At 33.0% G+C, this 24,805-nt stretch carries 22 protein-coding genes; 21 read left to right on the top strand and 1 reads right to left on the bottom strand.

What is annotated here, in order from left to right:
• Nucleotides 1-43: 43 nt before the first annotated feature.
• The 13 genes from KFE69_13660 to KFE69_13600 all read left to right on the top strand — a co-directional run bounded on the left by KFE69_13660 (nt 44) and on the right by KFE69_13600 (nt 12,526).
• Nucleotides 44-1,165: a glycosyltransferase family 4 protein gene (locus tag KFE69_13660; GenBank protein UTW42498.1), complete on the top strand. Its 1,122-nt coding sequence runs from the start codon at nt 44-46 to the stop codon at nt 1,163-1,165.
• Between the two features lie 9 nt (nt 1,166-1,174).
• The gene (locus KFE69_13655) at nt 1,175-2,443 is read left to right on the top strand and encodes a glycosyltransferase (GenBank protein UTW42497.1); all 1,269 of its coding nucleotides are present in this window, start codon (nt 1,175-1,177) and stop codon (nt 2,441-2,443) included.
• A gap of 36 nt (nt 2,444-2,479) precedes the next feature.
• Entirely contained in the window at nt 2,480-3,613 is a 1,134-nt protein-coding gene (locus tag KFE69_13650; protein UTW42496.1) for a glycosyltransferase family 4 protein, read from the top strand.
• A gap of 75 nt (nt 3,614-3,688) precedes the next feature.
• Nucleotides 3,689-4,831, top strand: coding sequence for an N-acetyl sugar amidotransferase (locus tag KFE69_13645; protein ID UTW42495.1), 1,143 nt, complete (start codon nt 3,689-3,691; stop codon nt 4,829-4,831).
• Nucleotides 4,828-5,442 (top strand): imidazole glycerol phosphate synthase subunit HisH, encoded by a 615-nt coding sequence (gene hisH / locus KFE69_13640; GenBank protein ID UTW42494.1) that lies wholly within the window; start codon nt 4,828-4,830, stop codon nt 5,440-5,442. Before KFE69_13645 ends, hisH begins: the two co-directional genes overlap by 4 nt.
• Nucleotides 5,443-5,446: 4 nt before the next feature.
• A complete protein-coding gene (locus KFE69_13635; GenBank protein ID UTW42493.1) occupies nt 5,447-6,226 on the top strand; it encodes an AglZ/HisF2 family acetamidino modification protein in 780 nt (259 codons plus the stop codon).
• A 46-nt stretch (nt 6,227-6,272) separates the two neighbouring features.
• Nucleotides 6,273-6,620, top strand: coding sequence for a GtrA family protein (locus KFE69_13630; GenBank protein UTW42492.1), 348 nt, complete (start codon nt 6,273-6,275; stop codon nt 6,618-6,620).
• Between the two features lie 10 nt (nt 6,621-6,630).
• Nucleotides 6,631-7,569, top strand: coding sequence for an NAD(P)-dependent oxidoreductase (locus KFE69_13625; GenBank protein UTW42491.1), 939 nt, complete (start codon nt 6,631-6,633; stop codon nt 7,567-7,569).
• Nucleotides 7,570-8,379: a sugar phosphate isomerase/epimerase gene (locus KFE69_13620; protein ID UTW42490.1), complete on the top strand. Its 810-nt coding sequence runs from the start codon at nt 7,570-7,572 to the stop codon at nt 8,377-8,379.
• A 1-nt stretch (nt 8,380) separates the two neighbouring features.
• On the top strand, nt 8,381-9,166 hold the full coding sequence (locus tag KFE69_13615) for a glycosyltransferase family 2 protein (GenBank protein ID UTW42489.1): 786 nt from the start codon (nt 8,381-8,383) through the stop codon (nt 9,164-9,166).
• Between the two features lie 7 nt (nt 9,167-9,173).
• Nucleotides 9,174-10,283, top strand: a complete 1,110-nt coding sequence (locus tag KFE69_13610; GenBank protein UTW44095.1) for an FAD-binding oxidoreductase — start codon at nt 9,174-9,176, stop codon at nt 10,281-10,283.
• A gap of 5 nt (nt 10,284-10,288) precedes the next feature.
• Complete coding sequence (locus tag KFE69_13605) at nt 10,289-11,215, top strand: hypothetical protein (protein UTW42488.1); 927 nt, start codon at nt 10,289-10,291, stop codon at nt 11,213-11,215.
• A 39-nt stretch (nt 11,216-11,254) separates the two neighbouring features.
• On the top strand, nt 11,255-12,526 hold the full coding sequence (locus tag KFE69_13600) for a hypothetical protein (protein UTW42487.1): 1,272 nt from the start codon (nt 11,255-11,257) through the stop codon (nt 12,524-12,526).
• A gap of 9 nt (nt 12,527-12,535) precedes the next feature.
• Here KFE69_13600 and galE read toward each other — a convergent pair whose 3' ends face one another.
• Nucleotides 12,536-13,528 (bottom strand): UDP-glucose 4-epimerase GalE, encoded by a 993-nt coding sequence (galE, locus tag KFE69_13595; protein ID UTW42486.1) that lies wholly within the window; start codon nt 13,526-13,528, stop codon nt 12,536-12,538.
• A 173-nt stretch (nt 13,529-13,701) separates the two neighbouring features.
• Here galE and KFE69_13590 point away from each other — a divergent pair, with 173 nt between their 5' ends.
• From KFE69_13590 to gmd, 8 genes are read left to right on the top strand one after another with little or no spacing between them, the layout of a single operon-like run.
• A complete protein-coding gene (locus KFE69_13590) occupies nt 13,702-15,819 on the top strand; it encodes a bi-domain-containing oxidoreductase (GenBank protein ID UTW42485.1) in 2,118 nt (705 codons plus the stop codon).
• Nucleotides 15,819-17,459, top strand: coding sequence for an alginate lyase family protein (locus KFE69_13585; GenBank protein UTW42484.1), 1,641 nt, complete (start codon nt 15,819-15,821; stop codon nt 17,457-17,459). Before KFE69_13590 ends, KFE69_13585 begins: the two co-directional genes overlap by 1 nt.
• On the top strand, nt 17,456-18,673 hold the full coding sequence (locus tag KFE69_13580) for a glycosyltransferase family 4 protein (GenBank protein UTW42483.1): 1,218 nt from the start codon (nt 17,456-17,458) through the stop codon (nt 18,671-18,673). The genes KFE69_13585 and KFE69_13580 overlap by 4 nt, the downstream gene beginning before the upstream one ends.
• Before the next feature lie 11 nt (nt 18,674-18,684).
• The gene (gene wecC / locus KFE69_13575) at nt 18,685-19,878 is read left to right on the top strand and encodes a UDP-N-acetyl-D-mannosamine dehydrogenase (GenBank protein UTW42482.1); all 1,194 of its coding nucleotides are present in this window, start codon (nt 18,685-18,687) and stop codon (nt 19,876-19,878) included.
• Nucleotides 19,875-21,029: a UDP-N-acetylglucosamine 2-epimerase (non-hydrolyzing) gene (gene wecB / locus KFE69_13570; GenBank protein UTW42481.1), complete on the top strand. Its 1,155-nt coding sequence runs from the start codon at nt 19,875-19,877 to the stop codon at nt 21,027-21,029. The genes wecC and wecB overlap by 4 nt, the downstream gene beginning before the upstream one ends.
• Complete coding sequence (locus KFE69_13565; GenBank protein ID UTW42480.1) at nt 21,026-22,282, top strand: nucleotide sugar dehydrogenase; 1,257 nt, start codon at nt 21,026-21,028, stop codon at nt 22,280-22,282. The genes wecB and KFE69_13565 overlap by 4 nt, the downstream gene beginning before the upstream one ends.
• Nucleotides 22,282-23,697, top strand: a complete 1,416-nt coding sequence (locus KFE69_13560; protein UTW42479.1) for a mannose-1-phosphate guanylyltransferase/mannose-6-phosphate isomerase — start codon at nt 22,282-22,284, stop codon at nt 23,695-23,697. The genes KFE69_13565 and KFE69_13560 overlap by 1 nt, the downstream gene beginning before the upstream one ends.
• Nucleotides 23,694-24,803 (top strand): GDP-mannose 4,6-dehydratase, encoded by a 1,110-nt coding sequence (gmd, locus tag KFE69_13555; GenBank protein ID UTW42478.1) that lies wholly within the window; start codon nt 23,694-23,696, stop codon nt 24,801-24,803. Before KFE69_13560 ends, gmd begins: the two co-directional genes overlap by 4 nt.
• Nucleotides 24,804-24,805: the final 2 nt, after the last annotated feature.

The following is a 24,805-nucleotide window of genomic DNA, read 5'->3' as shown; positions in this document are numbered from 1 at the left end:
TTTTAGATAGAGAGTAATTTATTTGAAAGCTTGTATCGTGTTTATGGCTTCGATGAAAAATGTCGGCCTTTTATATCATTTTGCAGAATTATCAATAAAGTTTTCGCAAAGGTTAAACAATTACGAAATATTTGATTTTTTATTGCTATCTGAAAAAGGTGAGCAAAATGAGGGATTATGGCATAAAGTTAAAGAGCAAGTTCCTGAAAATCAAATAAAAATAGTTGATAACTACTTATGCTTTTGTGATGTAATTGATGAGAAATTAAATGATAAAACGTATGATAAAGTGATTGTTTTAACACAAGGCTTATTACAGTTTTCAAGTTTAATTCCTTATAAAAAAAAGTATCATGATAAGTTATTTCTTTATATACGCTTAAATGCGTTTCGTCATGGGAAATTTTATCGACCATTGTTATCTTATTATTATTCTTTTAAATTTTTAAAATATGCTGACTATGTTAATTTCCAGTGTGCCTATACAACGGATGTTTTTGCTAACTCAAAACGTATTTTTGAGAAAAATATTGGTGGTATTATTCCTTTAGGATTATCTCAAGAAGAACTCATTAGACCAGAGCATCAAAAACTCGCACAAGTATTAGATGATCAAAATGTAATTAAAATAGTTTACTTAGCGCAGTTCCATAAACATAAAGGCCATAAGAATTTACTATACTCATTAGCTGATACAATTAGGCAAAATCCGAAAACACATTTGGTTTTATTAGGTAGTGGTGTTTTATTTGATGAAGTAAAGCAGTTAGCGAGCACACTTGGTATTGGTGATAATGTCGTAATGCCTGGACGTGTGGATCGAAAATATATTCCCTGGGTTTTAGATCGCTCAGATATTGCAATTGTATTATCTAAAATCGAAACCTTTGGCCATAATATTTTAGAGCCCTTATTCTATGGTGTGCCTGTTTGTTCAACAGATGTGGGTATTGCACGTGAAGTAGTTAAAGATTTTTATAGTGGCTTTTTACTTAAAGCACCAAAATCTCAGTTAGTAACATCAATTAAAACCATTATCGAGAATGAACACTTAAGAAATCATATGAAGAAAAATGCTAAAGTACTAAGTGAAACTTATACATGGGATGCGGTCATTGACCGATATATTGCTTTATTTGAGCGTGTGATCATGACAAAAGGTTAAAGTAATTAAATGAAGCAAGAAGAAAGTACTAATTTAATTAGTGATCATCATACTACTAAGCCTGATATTGCTTTTGTGTGTGGGGAGTTACCTTATCCACCGATTAATGGTATGAGAATTCCAAGCTATTATATGATTACTTTATTATTAAAGTACCTGAACTTGGCTGTTATTGTCATCACAGATGATAGTGATGAAAATATAGCAAAAAATAAAACCTATTTTAATAAGTTGGGTATCAAATTTTTTTATGTTCTTAAAAAGAAAAAAAAGTTAACGAAATTAAAAAAGCTATTAAAATTTTTAATATCTTTTAAGCCATCATATATTGTTGGTGCTTTTGATAAAGTAGTCGCTGAAAATCTTAATCAAAAATTGACTGATTTATCACCAAAGCTATGTGTGATAGATGCCGAATATCTAGCACCATATTATCAGGCGATACCGAATCAAATGATTAAGATAATTTCACCAAATGATTCGATGTCATTGGCTTTTTATAATGAATTACATTATAAAATTCACCAGTCCAAACTTAAGCATTTATTGGTTTATTTAAATTATAGAAAATCAAAACGTTTTGAAGCACAGACCTATCCATTATTTGATTGTTGTCATTTTGTTTCAGAGGTTGATGCAAGTTATATTCGAGCACTGAATTCATCAATTAAAACGCTTGTTGTTTCAAATGGTGTTGATGTTGACTATTTCTCAACAGAAAAAAAGATTACGCATAATCAAGCATCTGATCTATTATTTGTTGGTGGTTTAACTGGTGGTAATTTAATTTATATTGAGCGTTTTATTAAAGAAGTATGGCAAGCATTTAAAGCACAGGTACCTTCTGCAAGCTTAACCATTGTTAGTCGTATTAAGCCTGATATTATGCAAAGCTATGAGCATTTAGGTGTTAATATCATCGGTGGTGTTGACGATTTACGTGTGGTTTATGAAAAATATTCACTCATTTTAACACCGGTGTTAAAAAACTGTGGCATTTTAAATAAAGTACTTGAAGGTATGGCAATGTCGAGAGTTGTTATCGGCTACTCAGTCGGCTTTTATGGTATACCAGAGGCAAAAGATAAACTTCATTATTTAGCAGCAAATAACCCAAAAGCTTTATTAGATGTATTAGTTAATACGGCTCAAGGTGCATATCAGTTATCTGAAATTGCTGATAATGCACGTGTGCTTATGGATAAACACTATAGGTGGCAACACAAAATAGATCAGTTATACCAGTATCTATCAACTTATTTAAATCAAACCTCTTAAATTAAGAGTGTTTAACGTAGTAGGAGTAAGGGTTTAATGATTTTGGCAATTGATGCCTCAAGAAATCGATCAGGCGGTGCGATTGCGCATTTGGTCGGTATATTATCTGAAGATCCAACAAAGCTTGGCATTAAACAAGTTCATTTATGGGCATATGAGAGATTATCTAATGCAGTAGCTGATCAACCCTGGTTAGTCAAGCACTCGCCAGGTGTTTTAAAAAAATCAATTGTCCATCAGCTATATTGGCAAAAAAAACACTTACCAATTGAAATAAAAAACAATCACTGTGATATGGTTTTAAATACCGATGCTGGTAGTATTTGCCCATTTCAGCCATCAGTTACCATTAGTCAAGATATGCTGTCATTTGAACCAGGCGCAATGAAGCGCTATTGGCCATCGAAAGCTTGGCTTAGGCTGTGGGTATTAAAATATGTTCAAAAAAAATCGTTAAAAAGCGCATTGGGGAGTATTTTTTTAACCCAATATGCAGCGGATGTAATACAAAAAACAACAGGGCTTATTAATTATCATGTGATACCTCATGGTATTGATCAGTCGTTTCTAACAGTAGGACAGAATCGAGAGATTAAAGATCAAAAAGATCATATTGAATTATTATATATTTCCAATGCCGCTATGTATAAACATCAGTGGAATGTAATCAGAGCAATGGGTAAGTTACGCAAGCTTGGATTTGATATTAAGTTAAAGCTTGTAGGCGGTGGTAGTGGTAAAGCGCAAGCATTAGTTGATGAAGCTTTAAAAGAAGTAGATCCTCAAGGTGATTTTATTTCGCAAACGCCGTTTGTAGAACATCATCAAATTCCTGATTATCTTAAAAAAGCTGATATTTTTATTTTTGCATCAAGTTGTGAGAATATGCCAATTACTTTAATGGAAGCAATGGCAGCTAAGCTACCAGTTGCATCATCAAATAGAGGTCCTATGCCTGAGGTCTTAAGTGATGCTGGTAATTATTTTGACCCTGAAGATATTGACTCAATTGTTACAGCTGTCAAACCATTATTACAAGATAGTGCTTTAAGAGAAGCAATGGCATTAAAAGCGTTTGAAATTGTTAAGCAGTTTTCTTGGCGGCAAACTTCAGATGAAACGTTTCGTTATTTGTATCAATGTTATCAAGCATCTAAGAAGCGCCTTTAGTAGATTTTAACTATATGATGATGTATGCTCATTGCGATTGATTACAACATAGATAAAAAATATAGTGGAGATAAAATGTCAGAAACTCGCCATTACCAAATTTGTACAAATTGTGTTATGGATACCACAGACAGTAAAATTGTTTTTGATGAGAAAGGTGTTTGTGATCATTGTAATACATTTTATAAGGATATATTACCCTTTTGGCATACAGATGAAAAAGGCCAACAGCAGTTAAATGTTATGGCTGAGAAAATTAGAGCTGCTGGTAAGGGTAAAGACTTTGACTGTATTATTGGTATGAGTGGCGGAATTGACAGTTCATATTTGACTTGGTACGCAAAAGAAAAGTTAAATTTAAGACCATTGGTCTTTCATGTTGATGCCGGTTGGAACTCCCAGCAAGCCGTGCATAATATTGAGCAAATTGTTGATAAATTAGGCCTTGATCTATATACAGAAGTGATCGACTGGGAAGAGATGAAAGATTTGCAGTTAGCGTTTTTTAAGTCAGGCGTCTCCCACATTGATACACCACAAGACCATGCATTTTTTGCAACAATGTATAAATTTGCAAATCAGTATAAGGTAAAATATATTTTAACAGGTGGTAATTATTCAACTGAATGTATTAGAAACCCACTAGAGTGGATGTATTATCAGTCTGATTCTAGACAAATCAAAGATATTCATCGCCAATTTGGTAGACAGCCATTAAAGAGGTTTCCACTAACAAGTATTTTATGGCATAAAGTCTATTTACGTTATATCAAGAAAGTAAAATTAATTCGACCGTTGGATTATATTCCGTATATTAAAGAAGAAGCAACACAGTTTTTAGAAAAAGAATTAGGTTATCAGCGCTATGCTCAAAAACATTTTGAGTCACGCTTTACTAAATTTTATGAGGGCTACTGGTTGCCTGAAAAATTTGGTTATGATACACGCAAAGTTCAATACTCAAGCCTAATCCTAACAGGGCAGATGACAAGAGAAGAAGCAATAGAGAAATTAAAAACACCAGCTTATGACCCTGAAATGATTAAACATGATTTTGAATATATTGCGACAAAACTTGGTATTAATGCTGATCAACTAGAATCATATTTTAAGGCCGAAAATAAAACCTATAAAGATTATAAATCACAACAAGCTATCTATGATCTTGGTGCCAAGGTTATGCGATTATTTAAATTAGAAAAAGGTGGCAAGCGGTGATTGGGATTATTGATTATGGTGTTGGTAATATCAATGCATTTGCAACGATTTATAAGCGTTTAAATTTTGACTATAAATTAGTTCAGAGGCAAGCAGATTTTAATGCAGTGACAAAACTGATTCTTCCTGGTGTTGGTGCATTTGATCATACGATGAAAAAACTATCTAATTCAGGTCTTAGGGATAGATTGGATCGTTTAGTATTAGAACAGAAATTGCCTGTTTTAGGCATTTGTGTTGGAATGCAATTATTAGCAGAAGACAGTGATGAAGGCAAGCTTAGTGGGCTTGGCTGGATTAAGGGAAAAGTACATAAATTTAAGCAAAGTAGCAATGAACAACAATTGCCACTACCGCATATGGGCTGGAATCACATTACCCCAAAAACTCAGCATCCTTTGTTTGAAGGATTAAATGAGCATGCAAGATTTTACTTTTTGCACTCATATTATTTTGAGTGTCATCATCAAGATAATATCATTGCAACAACACACTATGGTGATCAATTTAGCTCAGTTATTCAAGCGGGCAATATTTATGGTATGCAGTGCCACCCTGAAAAGAGTCATCATAATGGTATTACTTTTTTAAAGAACTTTGGAGCGCTTTAAATCAATGTTATTTCCAAGAATCATTCCTTGTCTTTTAATTAAAGATAAAGGATTAGTGAAAACGGTTAAATTTAAAGATGGTAAATACGTTGGTGATCCAATTAATGCTGTAAGAATTTTCAATGAAAAAGAAGCAGATGAACTGGTTGTACTAGAGATTGATACAACAGTTAAAGAGAAAGAGCCAGATTATCAGATGATTGAAAATTTAGCTTGTGAATGTCGAATGCCAATGTGTTATGGTGGTGGTGTTAAACTAGCTCAACAAGCAAGTAAAATTTTCTCTCTAGGTGTTGAAAAAATTGCATTAAGCTCATCAATTGTAAAGCACCCATATGTGATTCAAGAGATTGCCTCAGAAGTTGGTTCTCAAAGTGTTGTTGCTATTTTAGATGTTAAGAAAAAATTATTTGGTGGCTATCAAATTTATACACATAATGCGACAGAAAAGACAAAGCTTGATTTATTAAAGTTCATTGAAGAAATAGAAGCGCTTGGTGTTGGTGAAATTGTTATAAATTCAATTGATCATGATGGTATGATGCAGGGCTATGATTTTGATTTAGTCAATATGGTGCATCAACATACCAGAGTACCTGTCACTGTATTAGGTGGTGCAGGTAGTCTCGATGATGTAGGAAAGCTAATTGCAAAATATCCTATTATTGGCGCTGCTTGTGGCAGTTTATTTGTTTTTAAAGGTAAGTATAAGGCGGTTTTGATTAATTATCCAAATTATCAGGAAAAAGAGCAGCTAGTTCATCATAATATAACGTCAATTTAATCAGTATCTATGGCTTGAAATGTTTAATAAGCAAAAGTATTTTATAATGTTTTTATTAACAGGCGGATTGAATACTTTAATTTCTTTATTATTATTTATCTTGTTATTACATATTGGTGTTTATTATTTAGTTGCAAGTTCAATTACTTATATTTTTGGCATTATTGAAGGTTATGTTTTTACATCACTGTGGGTCTTTAATGTCAATATTATGTTTAAAGGTTTGTTAAAATATGCCTTTGTCTATTGTCTAACATTGCTAGTGAATCTAATCGTTTTATATACTTTAGTTTCAGAGTTTAAGTTACATGAAGTTATTGCACAAATAACTACTATTGCCTTGGTTACTCTTTTAAATTATTATTTGATAAAGGTTTTTGTCTATAGAGATTAAATAATAAACGATGTATTTTAAAAGTGCCTTGATTGGATATAGTGGTTTTGTTGGCTCAAATTTGTCTTTAGAGAATCATTTTGATCTTCGTTATAATCGTGAAAATATAAATGAAATAGAAGATAAGGAAATTGAGTTTGTCATTTGTGCTGGTATTAGCGCATTAAAGTGGCGAGCTAACCAACATCCAAAAGAAGATTATGCAAAGATTAGCCAATTAAAAAGGCATTTATCTAAGGTTAGGGTCAAGAGATTTGTTCTAATATCGACAGTCGATATTTATGACTTACCACTTTCTGTTAATGAAGATGATAGACCTAATGAACTTAAGCAGGATGCCTATGGATATAATCGCTATCAATTTGAAAAATGGGTGATGCAAAATGAAAACTTTAAAAACTACCATATCATTCGTCTGCCAGCTTTATTCGGTCAAGGTTTAAAGAAAAATTTGATTTTTGATTTAATAAACCCACTAGCAAGACTAATTAATATCAGTACTTGGGATCAATTATCATCTAAATATAATATAGAAGAAATTGATTTTATTTTAAAATATTATATAAAAACGGATTTAGGTTATAAACTTAAAGAAAGTCTGCCTAGAGCAGTTCAAGATCAACTAATTAGAATGTTTAAAACGAAAGGCTTTTCATCATTAAACTTCACCGATAGTCGTAGTGTTTTTCAGTTTTATCATTTGAAAAATCTGTTTAATGATATTAATAAAGCGATCAGTAACAATTGGCCTATTTATAATCTATCATCAGAGCCAATTTCAGCTGATGAACTCGTTGAATATGTTCAAGGTAGTGAGTTTAATAACCATACCTCAAAAGGACCCATTCAATATAATATGTACTCTAAATATGCAGATAATCATCAATATATCTATCGTAAAGCAACTCTGTTAGAAGAAATTAAACAATATATCATAGGATGTACTTAAGTGAAGCTTGCTATTTCAAATATTGCTTGGAAAAGTGATGATTATCAGTATTATACACTATTAAAGCGTTATGGATTTTCAGGTCTTGAAATTGCACCAACGCGATTTAGTGAGTATCCTTACGATCATATTAAGATGGCACTTAAGATTAAAAATCATTTACTGAGTGATTATCAATTACCAATTATTAGCATGCAATCGTTATTATTTGGTGTCAAAGGCTTAGCACTGTTTGAATCTGAGAGCGCACGTAATCGTTTATTATCTTATCTCAAAAAAGCCATTATTTATGCAAAAGCAATGAAGTGCCCTGTATTAGTTTTTGGTAATCCCAAACAACGTATACAACACGATAAACTTTTAGATAATCATATTGCGATTAATTTTTTTAGAGAAATTGGAGCCTATGCACAACAACATAGTGTTTATTTTTGTATTGAAGCCAACCCAAAAGTATACGGTACTAATTTTATTAATAATCATAAGCAAGCAAAATGGTTAGTTGAAACAGTTTCAAGTGATGGCTTTCAGATGATTATTGATACAAGTACAATGTTAATTAATCAAGAAAGGCCAGAGTCAATTATTGATTGTTTAGACTATGTTAAACATATTCACATTAGCATGCCATATTTAAATGCATTTAATGAAAAGCATCATCTATATACTCAGTGGCTTAATGAGTTTTTAGCTATTGTTAAATCAAATCAGTATCAACATTATTTATCTATTGAAATGACTCATACAGATAAAACTCAAATAGAAGCATCACTTAGTTTATTACAACAGTATATACAAGATAGAAAATAATATGAAGACAATTGAAATACCTAACTATACGGTTAAAGAGTATCATAAACAAAAGAAAAAATACTGTCTTTGTATTCCAGTGATTAATGAAGGTGAAAAGATTAAAACACAGCTTAAGCGTATGCATAAAGCTAATATTAGTGAGTATGTTGATATTATTATTTGTGATGGTGGTAGTGATGACCAGTCACTATCAGAACAACTTTTATTAGCTAATGGTGTATCACTTTTACTAACTAAATGCGATACAGGCAAGCTAAGCGCTCAGCTAAGAATGGGCTACTACTATGCTTTATATCAAAGAACTTATGATGGTATAGTGACAATCGATGGAAATAATAAAGATAGCGTTGAAGATATCATCATGATGGCAAAAAAGTTAGCCCAAGGATATGATTTTATTCAAGGCTCTCGTTATATGACAAATGGAAAAGCGATTAATACACCATTGATTAGACACATTGCAGTTAAACTGATTCATATTCCAGTAATTTCCTTAATTGCAGGTTATCACTTTAGCGATACAACCAATGGCTTTAGGGCTTATTCAAAAAACTATTTACTTGATCAAAAAGTTAAGCCATTTAGGGAAATTTTTCGTAGCTATGAATTATTAGCTTACCTTTCAGTTAGAGCGCCCCAACTTGGATATAAAGTAACTGAGATTCCAGTAACAAGACGCTATCCTGAAAAAGGTAAAATACCGACCAAGATAAGCTTTATTAAAGGGAATTTTCAGTTGTTGAAAGTATTAGTTAACTTATTGTTTAAAAAGTATAATCCATAATGCCATGATCAAGTATGATAAAATAATTTTAGGCGGTGGTATATTTGGATTATATGCAGCACTAAAGTGTATACAAAAGGGGCAAAAAGTACTTATTTTGGAGCATGAAAATGCACCATTTAAACGTGCCAGTTGGATTAATCAAGCACGCGTTCATAATGGCTATCATTATCCAAGAAGCTATGCAACTGCACTAAAATCAGCTTATTATTTTGATCGATTTGTTGATGAGTTTGATTTTGCAATTTTAAAACGTTTTACAAAAATCTATGCACTGGCTAATCAATTCTCTTATACCAATGCAGAGCAATTCAGTAAATTTTGTCACTCTGCCAGTATTCCAATAGCGCCAATTACAGCCAGTAAATACTTTAAAAAAGGTAGTTGTGATAATGCCTTTGAAACACTAGAGTATGCTTTTGATGCAAAATTGATTGGCGAATATTTATTAAGTCAACTAAATGCCAGCGGTAAATGTGATATTTATTATAAAGCAGTATTGGATAAAATTAATCACAGTAATCAAAACTGGCAATTGATTAGTAATCATGGCCACTTTACTGCCAATTATTTGATTAATGCAACTTATGCGAGTTTAAATCAAGTCTTAACACTTTGTGGGCTTGAGACATTAAATTTAAAATATGAATTATGTGAAATTGCACTTTGTAATGTTTCATCAAATATTAAAGATATTGGTATCACCTTAATGGATGGGCCTTTTTTTTCATTAATGCCTTTTGGCAAATCAGGCTATCACTCATTAACTTCTGTGATGCATACACCACATAATGTATCAATAGCTACGCATCCAAACTTTAGTTGTCAAAATAATGCAACAGACTGTAGAGTAAGTCAATTAGCAAACTGTAATTTATGCGCTTATAAACCTTCAAGTGCATTTGCGCATATGAGGCAATTAGTTAAAAGATATTTGAATGATCAGATTACATTAACCTATCACAAATCCTTATATGCAGTTAAAGCAATTTTACAATCTAGTGAAGTTGATGATGCGCGTCCGACATTGATTAAAAAGTCTCACACCAACCCTGATATGCTATCTATTTTTTCAGGAAAAATTAATACAATCTATGATCTTGAAGAGGTGTTATAGAATTCATGCTAAATAAAGAAAAAAATTATATTTCAATTATCTTATTATTGACTAAAGAATCGCGGCATATAGAGACATGGTTGCAGTATATGTTAGATTTTTCGAAAATATACTTTGAGCATTACGAGTTTGTATTTGTTGATAATAATGCTTCTAAAGCACTCGTTGATTCACTCAGAGCGTTATTACATAATCAGCCGATTACAGCTAACTTAGTTAATTTGCCTTATGAGGTAAATAAAGAGCAGGCAATGCTTGCAGGCATTGATGCAAGTATTGGTGATTTTATTTATGAGTTTGAAGACTCGATGGTTGATTATCCAAAAGATAGTCTGTGGCAGATGTATGAAGCATGCTTAATTGGGCATGACTTTGTGTTTTTACAGCCTGAAAACTATAAATGTAGTTGGGAGCATTGGTTTTATAGATTAGTCAGTCGATATTCAAGTAAGCATACGCTACTTGTCAAAAGTCGCGTCCATTTAATATCAAGAAGGGCCGTTAATCGTGTCAATCAGTTAAATAAAGTCATTCACTATCGAAAATATGCCTATTGTAATACAGGACTAAATTATACCTTTATTAAGTATCAATCATCGGTGGCAAAGCATAAAAAATGGCAACTTAAATTCTCAACAATTGATTTTGCTACAGATTTATTATTGCTATTTACTAATTTAGGTAAATTAATTGCGATTTTATTTGCGATCTTATTTGCATTGATATCCATATTAGCTGCAATTTATGCCATGAGTGCTTATTTCTTTCTGAATAATATTGTTACAGGTTGGACAACATTAATGCTATTTTTATCGATTTCATTTACAGGCGTCTTTATCTGCTTTGCGATTATTATTAAGTATCTAGGACTCCTTATTAATAATCGCTATGATAATGACAATATCATTGCTGAAAAACAAAAAATATCATAGTTTGGATGATTATCACAAGCATAAGGAGTAGCTAATAGCATGTGTTTGAAGCTAAAACATTATACTTTAAATGGTTATACGCTAAGCGCTGGATTAGCTTTATTACTACTACTTTTATTGACGCTTAACTTTAATTTAGATTTGTTTAATATTGTATCGATTAATCATTTTAAGCAATTTAATGCGAAAGTCTCACAAAATTTGGTTATTGATGCGACACTTGAGCAACATACTCATCCAAATAATGCAACACCTTTTGGCTTGGGGCGTTATCAATTAGATCAATCAAACCAGATGCAATATATACCCTATCGTAGTCAAATTGGTATTCAAGGTATTTGGTATTCATTTATTTATAATCAACTGGGCGCTAGTATCAGTATGCTTCATTGGATAAATTCAACCTTAACAGCAATATCAATATTATTGCTTGTGTGGGCATTTTATCGAATATATGACAAGGGGTTAGCTTTAGCTTTTCTTGTCTCAGTATTTTTCTCACCGTGGATGGTCTTATTTGCTAGAAATTTATATTGGGTGTCTTATTTATGGTTTTTGCCTGTCTTTTTTTCATTTCTTGCTTATAGTTATAGGAATAATAGAAAGTTATATTCACTGTATTTGCTATTATTTGCACTTGCGGTATTTATTAAATCAGCAGCAGGATATGAGTACTTAAGTGCTATTTTACTATTTGCATCTATGCCATTTGTTTGTGCGTTTGTGCTACCAGGTGATCACTTTAGCCGTTTAGCTGCATTTAAAGCAATTATTTATTTAGTAGTTTTAAGTTTAGTTGGCTTTATGATGGCTATTATTATCCATGCCTATTTGATTGATAATAATATCATTTTAGGTTTAAAACATATTTTAATTCATGATGTTGAACGCCGCACTTATGGTAATCCTATGGATTTTTCATCTGCATATACCGAAAGTTTAGATGCACCTGTACTGATTATAGTGTTATTATACTTTTTTTGGTTTCCATCCTATCCAACACCTTTATTATATGGTATATCAGGTGCTTATTTTAAGTATTTATTAATGATATCTTTATTTGTTGCCATTTATCATTATTTTTATGGTGATCAGAAAAAACAGCAGCAACTACCTCTTTTAATCATATCGATTTTAAGCCCATTAAGCTGGTTTGTTTTAGCCAAGGCGCATTCATATATTCATACGCATCTTAATTTTGTATTATGGTATTTTGGTACAGTAGCAATGATTATTTATATACTTGGTAATACGTTAATCAATATGTTTAGTAATGCTAAATTAAAACTATTGCAAAAAATTAGTAACTAAGTATTTGATCTAATGCCATTTTGGATTTAACTCCCACTGCCAGGCATCTTGTATAATTTGATCTAGTTGATTAAATTGTGGTTGCCAGTTTAGATTTTTTTTAGCATCGCTTGAGTCAGCAATTAAAATCGCTGGATCACCAGCTCGCCGATTCGATTGAATCACTTTAATGTCTTTTTTGGTTATTTTTTTAACCGATTCAATGACTTCTAATACGGAGAAGCCTTGACCATTACCGAGATTATAAGTATGAGAGTATTTGGTTGATAGTAATTGTTCAAAAGCCAGTATATGGGCAGAGGCTAAATCCATAACATGAATATAATCTCGGATACAGGTACCATCTTTTGTATTGTAATCATTACCAAAAATAGTAATGGCTTCTTTCCTACCTGAGGCAGCTTTCAGTACTTGTGGAATTAAATGTGTAATGGGTTCATGAAAACCAATGCAGCCTTTGGGATCAGCTCCAGCAGCATTGAAATAACGCAAAACCGTAGATTTAAGTCCATAAGCGCGATCAAAATCCTTTAAAGCTGCTTCAAGTATTAATTTGGACTGTCCATACGGATTCATCGGCCTTTTGGGGTGGTTGATATCAACAGGTGTGTATTGAGGTTCGCCATAAACTGCAGCTGTTGAAGAAAAAATAAAATAATGAATTTGATGTTTGATCATTTCATCTAATAGAGTGAGTGGTTTGATAAAATTATTCTGATAGTATTCAAGCGGTTTGCTAACTGATTCATCAACAACAATTAAAGCAGCGAAATGCATAACACCGATAATATGATGTTCAGAGAATATTTGCTTTAATAATGTTCGATCTGCTAAATCACCCAGATAAAAATGCTCTGTTAATACAGCATCTTGTGTACCAGTTGATAAATCATCAAGTACAACAACTTGGTAATTATTTTTAAGTAAATGTAATACAACATGCGAGCCGATGTAGCCTGCGCCACCAACAACTAAAATTTTGCCTAACTGATTATTGAACATTTTTAAAATACAGATAATTGTTTTGTACTTATTTTAAGCGATAAACAATTAATTATAAAGCAATCATTAATAAGCTTTGTAGCATTAAATTCAGATAAAATGGTTTGCAACTGTAGTTGGTGTCGGTATGATTAATTTTATTATGAGAATTACCTTAAGGTTGATTAGTGATAATGAAGCAGATTTTACAGTCTTTAAAGACAGGTGAAACTGTCATAGAAGATATTCCATGTCCAAAAAATAGTGCTGGAGCGCTATTAATTGAAACGACGAAAAGCTTAGTTTCAGCAGGAACTGAGCGTATGCTAGTTGAATTTGGTAAGGCAAGTCTTTTAGGTAAAATCAAGCAACAGCCTGATAAGGTAAAAATGGTCTTAGAAAAAATAAAAACAGATGGTTTGGCAACGACACTTGAAGCAGTGAAAGCTAAACTAGACCAACCAATACCCTTAGGTTATTGTAATGTAGGTAAAGTACTTGAAGTAGGTAAGAATGCTTCTGGTTTTAAAGTAGGGGATCGAGTGGTCTCTAATGGAAATCATGCAGAAATTGTTAGAGTAGCAAAAAATTTGTGTGCAAAAATACCTGATACTGTTAGTGATGAAGAGGCTGCTTTTACAGTACTTGCTGCTATTGCATTACAGGGTATTCGATTATCAAAACCAACACTAGGTGAATGTTTTACTGTTATTGGGCTTGGTTTAATTGGCTTAATTACAGTGCAGTTATTAAAAGCTTCTGGCTGTCGTGTCTTAGGTGTTGATTTCGATGCAAATAAATGTAAGTTAGCACGACAGTTTGGTGCAGAAGTCGTTAACTTATCTGAAAATAGTGATCCAGTTGCTGCTGCTGAGGTTTTTTCAAGGGGTAATGGTGTTGATGCTGTGATTATTACTGCAGCGACTAAAAGTAACGAACCTTTACACCAAGCAGCAACCATGTGTAGAAAGCGTGGACGAATTATCTTAGTTGGTGTGATTGGTAATGAGTTTTCACGTGCTGACTTTTATGAAAAAGAATTAACATTTCAAGTGTCATGTTCTTATGGTCCTGGTCGATATGACGATGATTATGAACAAAAGGGTCATGACTACCCACTAGGCTATGTGCGCTGGAGTGAAAATAGAAACTTTCAAGCTGTACTAGATATGATGGCAGCTGAAAAATTAGATGTTAAACCATTGATTAGTCATCGTTTTGAATTTGATCATGCTAATGATGCATATGCTATTTTAGAAAATGATAAAAGTGCATTAGGGATTGTATTAAATTATAGACAAGCGCAACAAGAGCTTAAATTAAAACGCCAAGTAATCGTTAATCATCAGGCATCAAAAAAAGAGGCCATAGCCGTTGGTTTTTTAGGTGCTGGAAATTATGCATCAAGGGTATTAGCACCCGCATTTAAAAACACAAACATCACGTTAAAAAGTATTGTTTCAAGTCAAGGTATTTCAACAAAACTTGTTGCTAAAAAGCTTGGCTTTCAAGAATCAATTACCGATGAAAATGTTTTATATGAAGATAGTAATTTAGATGTGGTTGTAGTCGCAACAAGACATAATCAGCATGCAAGACAAGTAATTAACGCATTAAAGGCTAAAAAGCATGTATTTGTTGAAAAGCCTTTAGCATTAAGCATAGAAGAGCTTAATGAAATTCAAGCAGCTTATCAGCAAGCAGATGATAAGTTATTAATGGTTGGTTTTAATCGTCGATTTGCACCACAAGTCCAAACGATTAAGCGATTGATTGGTCAACAAAAAGCACCTAAATCATTTATTATGACGGTTAATGCAGGCGAGATACCACAAGCGCATTGGACACAAGATGTAGCCGTAGGTGGTGGTAGAATTGTCGGTGAGGGTTGTCATTTTATAGATTTATTAAGGTTCTTAGCTCAAAGTAAAATTGTTTCATATTCTGCTGTCTCTGTTAGTTCTAGTGTTGGCGGAGATGATGACAAAGCGATGATTACTTTAACGTTTGCTGATGGTTCTTGTGGCAGTATTCATTACTTAGCCAATGGGCATAAATCCTTTCCTAAGGAACGTCTGGAAGTGTTTTGCGATGGGAAGATTTTACAATTAGATAATTTTAGAAAGCTTACAGGCTTTGGTTTTAGTGGCTTTAAAAAACAAAATTTAAAAAAACAAGATAAAGGACAAAGCGAGTGTGTTAGGGCTTTTATTGATGCGATTCAAACAGGTTCGGCTGCACCTATTTTATTTGAAGAGATTATGGAAGTTTCTCGCGTGTCGATCGAAATAGCTGAACTTTTAAGAAAATGATGGCTTTAAGAAAATTAAGTCTTTATTATCATACAATTAAATATCTAAAATTCAAGCAAATTATATTTCGCTTATGGTATCGATTGATAAAGCCATCAGTCTCAGAGAAAGTTGATTATCTTAAAATAAATACTTATAGAGAAGCCACTGATTCGTTATTTTTATATAAAAGGCATCGTTATTTTAACAATAGGCAAGCTTGTTTTTTAAATCACTGTGTTGATATTTCAAGTAGTGCTATTTGGAATGATAAAAATCAAGCAAAGCTTTGGTTATATAACTTACATTATTTTGATAGTTTAAATGCTCAGAATTTACATCATCGTGCTTTATCTTATCAGTTATTAGAGCGTTGGCAAAAAGAAAATCCAATCTCAAAGCGAGGTAATGGATGGGAGCCATATCCAATATCATTACGTATTGTAAATATCATTAAATATGTTTTACTCGGTGGTAGTGTCAGTGAAAAAATAAAGTACTCTCTTTATGTTCAAGCACGTTATTTAAATAAAATTTGTGAATATCATATCTTGGGTAATCATTTATTTGAGAATTTTAAGGCACTTTGTTTTGCGGGTTTATTTTTTGAATCAAAAGAAGCAAGCCTTTGGCTTAAAAAAGGTTCAAATGGTTTAAAAAAAGAAATAAAAGAACAAGTTTTAGCGGATGGTGGCCATTTTGAACTATCAGCTATGTATCATAGCATTATCTTAGAAGGCTTATTGGATTTAAAGGCGATATTTGATCTTTATGGGCGTTCTGATTTGTTTTTATGGTCGAATCAAATCAATCAAATGCTAAGCTGGTTAGACCTTATGAGGCGAAATGATGACTCGATTAGTTACTTTAATGATGCAGCAGATCAGATTGCTCAGGCACCTAGAAGTTTATTTGATTACGCCAAAAGACTTGGTTTTGAGTATCAATCGAGTCCTAAAACAGGCTTAACCATTTTAGATGCAACAGGTTATACAGTATATAATTTTTCTCGTATTAAAGCTATTTTAGATACAGCTGATATTGGTGCTTCTTATTTGCCAGGGCATGCACATGCAGATAATTTGTCATTTGAATTAATTATTGATGGTTTTCCGGTTTTTGTTAATTTGGGTACTTCATGCTATGGAGACTCTCAACGTCGTTATTTTGAACGCAGTACAAAAGCGCATAATACATTAGTAATGGCTGATCATAATTCATCTGAAATCTGGGGTAGCTTTAGAGTAGCTAGACGAGCAACAACACAAATAATAGAGAGAAACTCTCAAGGTGGTGTATGCCACATTACTGCAATGCATAATGGTTATCAGCGCCTTGAAAACAAAGCCATTCATAGGCGGCAATGGCAATTTAGGTCAGGGGAGTTATTAATTACTGATCAATTAGAGACTAGTCAAAAAGCACAACTTTTACTACATTTACACCCACTGTGTCAAATTACAGAAACTACCAGCCAAGGCATTACTATCACATTGCCGAATCAAAAAGATATAATGCTTAAATTTAGTGGTGTATATAAAATACAAGATAGTCAATATGCGCTAACATTTGGTACACTCCAACCAACAAAAACATTTAGCTACCAATTAGACAATCAAACGCATAAGGCGAGTATTATGATTAGATGGGATGATCAATGAAGCATATTTTATTTATTTCAGATAATTTCTATCCAGAGTCGAATGCGCTTGCAAACCGTCTTTATGATCATGCAAGAATTTGGGTTAAAGAAGGCTATCAGGTGACTATATTAACTTGCGTTCCTAATTTTCCAAAGGGTAAGGTGTTTCAAGGTTATAAAAACAAATGGCGATCTAAAGAGGTAGTTGATGGAATAGAAGTTATTCGTATAAAAAGCTTTATTGCACAAAATAAAGGCTCATTTAAACGTATTGTTGATTATTTAAGCTTTGGCATGCATGCATCTATACAAGGCTTGTTTATCAAAAAAGTTGATTTGGTGATTGGTACATCTCCTCAGCCATTTTCAGTATTTGCCGCTTGGTTTGTAGCAAGGCTTAAGCGTAAGGCATTTATTTTTGAATTACGTGATTTATGGCCTGAATCAGTAGTTGCAGTCGATGCGATGGGAAAACAAAATTTGCTATTGAGATTATTTGGTTGGTCAGTTAAACGACTATATAAAAAAGCTGATATGATTGTTTCAGTCACAGATAGTTTTAAAAATATATTAATTCAACAGGATGGCATTGACCCAGAAAAAATTATCGTCTGTAAAAATGGTATAGACTTTAGTCAAATCAAACCACCCTTAGATGTTCAGTCTCTTAAATTACAGTATCAGATTGGTGAAAAATTTTTAGTTGGCTATATTGGTACAATTGGTATGGCACATAGTGTTCATACAATCATAGAGGCCGCTAAGTTAACTGAAGATCAATCGGTTCATTTTATAATTATGGGTACAGGTGCTTATGCTGAGCAAATTAAATCACAAGCACAAACTTTAGATAATGTAACGTTTATCGATAGTGGTAGTCGCTTTGATGCCATTGAAGTAACTAATATGTTGGATGCTAGTATTGTCCATTTAAAAAATACGCCGCTTTTTGAAACGGTTATTCCATCAAAAGTATTTGAATCAATGGCACTAGGTAAGCCAATTTTAATGGGTGTTAAAGGAGAAGTTAGAGATATTGTTATTAATCAAGCACAAGCTGGTATCGCGTTTGAACCAGAAGACGCAGTAAGTTTAAATCAAGCGATTGCTCAAATGAAAGTTGAAGAATTTGATCATAAAAGAATTAAGGATTTTGTTGCAATGTATTTTGATCGAAATCAGATTGCGATTAGAATGTTGGATGAAATCAAATTGAAGTTATTGAAAGCTTAGTGAGTATTTATATGCAAAAGATTAATGTTTATGGGTTAGGTTATATTGGATTGCCTACCGCATCACTATTAGCAACTAAAGGTTATGATGTTTTAGGTATTGATATTTCTAAAAAAGTAGTTGATATGATTAACAAGGCTCAAGTACATATTGTTGAGCCAGATTTAGATATTTTGGTCAAATCAGCTGTTAATTCAAATAAATTACAAGCATCACTTAAACCTCAAGATGCTGATGTACATATTATTGCTGTACCTACGCCATTTAAAGAAGGCTATCAACCAGATTTAAGCTATGTTGAATCAGCAATTAAAACACTATGTGATGTTTTAAAGAATAAAGACTTAGTTATTTTAGAATCTACTTCTCCTGTCGGTACGACTGAGTTTATTCATGATGTCATTAAAGAATTAAGGCCCAAACTAACGGAAGTTTATATTGCCCACTCACCTGAACGTGTCATTCCAGGGCGCGTATTATTGGAGCTGGTTGAAAATGATCGCGTCATTGGTGGCATTAATCAGGCATCAACAGAAAAAGCGCTTGAATTTTATCAAAGTTTTGTAAAGGGTAAAGTACTAGCAACTAATGCACGTACAGCTGAGATGACAAAGTTAACAGAAAACTCATTTCGCGATGTTAATATTGCCTTTGCCAATGAATTATCTTTAATTTGTCATAAGTTAGATATTGATGTTTGGGAATTAATTCGCCTAGCCAATCATCACCCAAGGGTCAATATTTTACAACCAGGTCCCGGCGTTGGTGGACATTGTATTGCTGTAGATCCTTGGTTTATCGTCAGTGCAGCACCAAAAGAGGCAAAACTAATTAAAAAGGCACGAGAAGTTAATGATTATAAACCGCAATGGGTTATCAATCAGGTTATTAAGCAAGCTGATAAATATAAAAGTCCAGTAGTTGCCTGTTTGGGGGCTAGCTTTAAGGCTGATATTGATGATTTACGTGAGTCACCTTCATTATCTATTATCAAACAAATTCAAGATAAACTTTCATCGCGGGTGATTGTAGTAGAACCCAATATTGATCAGTTAGAGGGTATTGAACTTGTTGATTTAGATAATGCATTAAAGCAAGCTGATATCATCTTAGTTCTGGTTGATCACAAAGAGTTTAAAAACTTAGATAAATCAATGATTTTAGATAAATGTGTTATTGATGCGAAGGGAATATTTGCTTTATGAATAAAATAAAAGTCTTAAGTGTCTTTGGCACGCGTCCAGAAGCAATTAAGATGGCACCAGTGATTAAAGCACTAGAAAAAGATGATCAATTTCAAAGTATTGTATGTTTAACTGGCCAACATCGTTCAATGCTTGATCAGATGGTGGCATTATTTGAACTAAAGGTTGATTATGATTTAGATATTATGCAGCCCAATCAGACTTTATCGATGATCACAGCAAAAACAGTGACGTTATTAGAAGATATTCTTAAAAAAGAAAAACCGCATTGGCTTATTGTGCAAGGTGATACAACTTCTTGTTTTGCAGCAGCATTAACAGCCTTTTATAACCAGATAAATATAGCGCATGTTGAAGCAGGTCTTAGAACTTATAATTTATCATCGCCTTACCCAGAAGAAGCAAACCGCCAATTAGTCAGCCGTATTGCTAATCTACACTTTGCACCAACGCCTATTTCACAAGATAATCTTTTATCAGAAGGTGTTAAAAAAGATCATGTCACCGTTACTGGCAATACAGTAATAGATGCATTACTTTGGATAAAAAATCGCATTAGTTGGCAACATTCATGGAGTAAACTATTTAAAAGTGCGACAAAAATTATTCAGGATAAGCAGCCCTTTATTATGATAACAGGTCATAGAAGGGAAAATCATGGTGAAGGGTTTATTAATATTTGTCAGGCAATTCATGTGTTAGCAAAAAAATATCCCAATATGCATTTTATTTATCCTGTTCATTTAAATCCAAATGTTATAAAGCCTGTCTTTGATTTATTATCTGAGATTGATAATGTGCATTTAATCGAACCGTTAGATTATGAACCTTTTATCTATTTAATGATTCATTGTTATTTAGTATTAACTGATTCAGGTGGTGTGCAAGAAGAAGCGCCATCATTAGCTAAACCAGTTTTAGTTATGCGTAATACAACAGAACGGCCAGAAGGTGTTAGTGCTAAAACAGCCAAATTAGTAGGTACAGATAAAGCGCATATTGTTAATGAAGTTTCAGCATTAATCGATGATGCTAATTTATATAGTCAAATGGCGCAAGCAGTTAATCCTTATGGAGATGGTTTAGCTAGTCAAAGAATCATAGGGCAATTAAAATTATATGATACTCATTTAAATAAGGCTGATAAATGATTGAAAGAGCTATTTCAGTAATTGGTTTAGGCTATGTTGGGCTACCTGTTGCAGTGGCTTTTGGCCAAAAACAGCAAGTCATTGCATTTGATATTAACTCCAGAAGAATAGCAGCACTTAAAAGAGGTTCTGACTATACACTGGAAGTAACAAATGACACGTTACAATCAGCAAATTTAGTTTTAACTGATGATATAGCTGATTTAAAAAAAGCAGATTTTCATATTGTGGCAGTACCAACGCCAATTGATCGAGCAAATAAACCGGATTTAACTCCCTTATTAAAGGCATCTGAAACAATAGGCAAAGCATTAAAAAAAGGCGATATTGTTGTTTATGAGTCAACGGTATATCCAGGTGCAACTGAACAAGACTGTGTGCCAATATTAGAAAAAGAATCAAAGCTTATTTGTGGGCGTGACTTTTTTGTTGGTTATTCGCCAGAGAGAATAAATCCAGGAGATAAAAAGCATACATTTACTCAGATTAAAAAGGTCGTATCAGGGCAAACAAAAGCTATTTGTGATATTATAGCGGATGTTTATGCATCAGTGATAGAAGCAGGTGTTTATAAAGCAAGTTCGATCAAAGTTGCTGAGGCTGCTAAAGTGATTGAAAACTCACAACGTGATATTAATATTGCTTTTGTTAATGAGTTAACCAAGATTTTTCATCTGATGGATATCGATATTTATGAAGTGTTAGAAGCTGCTGAAACTAAGTGGAACTTTTTGAGATTCAAACCTGGGCTTGTTGGCGGGCACTGTATTGGTGTTGACCCTTATTATTTAACCTATAAAGCAGAACAGTTAGGTTATCATCCTGAAGTAATATTATCGGGGCGGCGTATAAATGATAGCATGGGTAAATATGTTGCAGAATTAACGGTGAAAGAAATGATTAAACATAATTTATCCATACGTAATAGCAAAGTAGCCATTCTAGGGTTTACCTTTAAAGAAAATTGCCCTGATGTTAGAAATACAAAAGTAATTGATATAATTAATGAACTTAAATCATATTATATTGAGCCGTTGGTTATTGATGACCAAGCAGATAAAGATGATGCAAAAAATGCCTATGATATTGACATCCAGCCAATTGAAACATTAAGCTTATGTCGTTGTGTGATTGTTGCAGTAGCCCATGATCAATTTAAACAAAGTCAAATTCAAACATTAATCAATGCAAAAGATGTGATCATTGATGTAAAAAATATCGTCTCTAATAAAAAAGAAAAGGTAGTTTTATAGTGGCAAATTTTAGTTGCAAGATTTATCCTGTAATTCTCTCAGGAGGTGTTGGCTCTAGGCTTTGGCCATTATCAAGAAAGAAGTCACCAAAACAATTTATTCAGTTAATTGATGATCATACACTGCTGCAAAATACCTGTTTGCGTTATGTTAATGAGTCTTTATTTGAAGCGCCAATTATCGTTTGTAATGAAGATCATCGCTTTCAGGTGGCAGAGTCATTAAGGGCGCTAGAAATTGACAACGCTAGTATTATTCTTGAACCATTAGCTAAAAATACAGCACCAGCAATTGCGTTAGCTGCATTGGCAGTGCTTGAAAATGAAGATGCCTATATGCTCGTATCTCCATCTGATCATTATATCGATAATTTTGATCATGTTATTAAAACACTAACTCAAGCAGAATTAGATGATGATTATTTATATACCTTTGGTATACAGCCAAAATCACCTGATACAGGCTATGGGTATATTAAGCTTGGTAATAAAAAAAATGACTTTATTTATGATGTTGACTTATTTGTTGAAAAACCAAATAAAGAAAAGGCTAAAACTTATCTAGCTGAAGGTAATTATTATTGGAATAGTGGTATGTTTTTGTTTAAGGCATCAACCTATTTAGATCAATTAAAAAAAAGTGAGCCTCAAATATATCAACAATGCCTTGAAAGTTTTAATCTAAAACAAAAAGATTTAGATTTTATTCGTGTTCATCGTGAAAGTTTTGCACAGTGTATGGATATTTCAATTGATTATGCGGTGATGGAAAAATCAGAAAAAATTGCACTGATCCCATTGATGGACTTAAACTGGTCAGATATTGGTTCATGGAGAGCTTTATTTGATTTAGCTAAAAAAGATCAAGATGGTAATATTGTTAAAGGCGATGTTTATCATGTCAATACCAAAGATTGTTATTTGCGCTCTCATGATCGACTATTAGCAACTGCTGGGATTAATAATTTAATAGTTGTCGAAACAGCAGATGCAATATTAGTAGCAGATACAAACCATACTCAAGAGATAAAAGTATTAGTTAATAAGCTAAATTTGGATAGTCGCCAAGAGATTGTTAAGCATAAACGACATTACGCACCTTGGGGTTATAGTGATCAGATTGCAAAAGGAAATAACTTTATAGTCAATAAACTCTATTTTAAAGTAAATTCAAAAAGCTCATTACAAATGCACTATCATAAGAGTGAATACTTTACCGTATTATGTGGTGCAGTGAAAATACGCATTGATAATAAAGAGCATTTGCTATCTCAAGGTATGTCGATTAATATACTACCGCTACAAAAGCATCAAGTAATTTCGATTGGGCATTTGCCTGCTGAAATGTTAGAAATACAGTCAGGTAGTTATCTTTCAGATGATGATATTGAACGGTTTGAGGAATTGTATGAATGAAAAAAGCTTTTATAACGGGTATTACTGGTCAAGATGGTTCTTATCTCGCTGAATTTTTATTAAATAAAGGCTATGAAGTCCATGGCTTAGTTCGAAGAAGTAGTTTAATTAACACAGATAGAATTGATCATCTATATAGCGGTCACCAATCCAGTAAAGATTTTCATCTACACTATGGTGATATGACTGATTCCTCAAATTTAACAAGACTCATTGCAAAGATTCAACCCGATGAGATATATAACTTAGCAGCAATGAGTCATGTCCATGTTAGTTTTGAAACACCAGAATATGTTGCCAATGCTGATGGGTTAGGTACATTGCGTATTTTAGAAGCAGTTAGAGTTTTGCAGTTAGATAACAAAACGAAGATTTATCAGGCTTCTACTTCAGAGCTATATGGTAAGGTGCAGGCAATTCCTCAAAATGAAAAAACACCTTTTTATCCGCGTTCACCCTATGCGGTTGCCAAGTTATATGCCTATTGGATTACCGTTAACTATCGACAAGCTTATAATCTATTTGCTTGTAATGGTATTTTATTTAATCATGAGTCTCCCGTTCGTGGTGAAACATTTGTGACGCGTAAAATTACAAGAGCAGCGGCTAAAATAGCTTTAGGTTTACAAGATACATTGTATTTGGGCAACATGGATGCTAAAAGAGACTGGGGCCATGCAAAAGACTATGTTGAGATGATGTGGTTAATTTTACAAGCCGATGAAGCTGAAGATTGGGTGATGGCAACAGGTGTGACAACCCAAGTAAGAGAGTTTGTTAGATTGGCATTTAGAGAAGTAGATATTGAGCTTGAATTCAAAGGTGAAGGCATCGATGAGAAAGCTTATGTTGTTTCTTGTGCAGATCCTGATTATCAACTACCTATTGGTAAAGAAGTCGTTGCAGTTGATTCGCGTTATTTTAGACCCACTGAAGTTGATTTGCTTATTGGTGATCCAACTAAGGCCTATCAAAAATTAAACTGGAAGCCAAAATATAATTTAGTAATGCTTGTTAAAGATATGATGCGCTCAGATTTAGCATTGATGAAAAAAGATAAGTATTTAATGGATGGTGGCTACGAAATTAAACGAGGGTTGGAATAATG

It is taken from the genome of bacterium SCSIO 12844, from assembly GCA_024397935.1.
In the GTDB taxonomy this organism is placed as follows: Bacteria; Pseudomonadota; Gammaproteobacteria; order Francisellales; family Francisellaceae; genus M0027.
The sequence above is the reverse complement of the archived record's forward strand: the minus strand, read 5'-3'. Positions and strand labels throughout refer to the sequence as shown.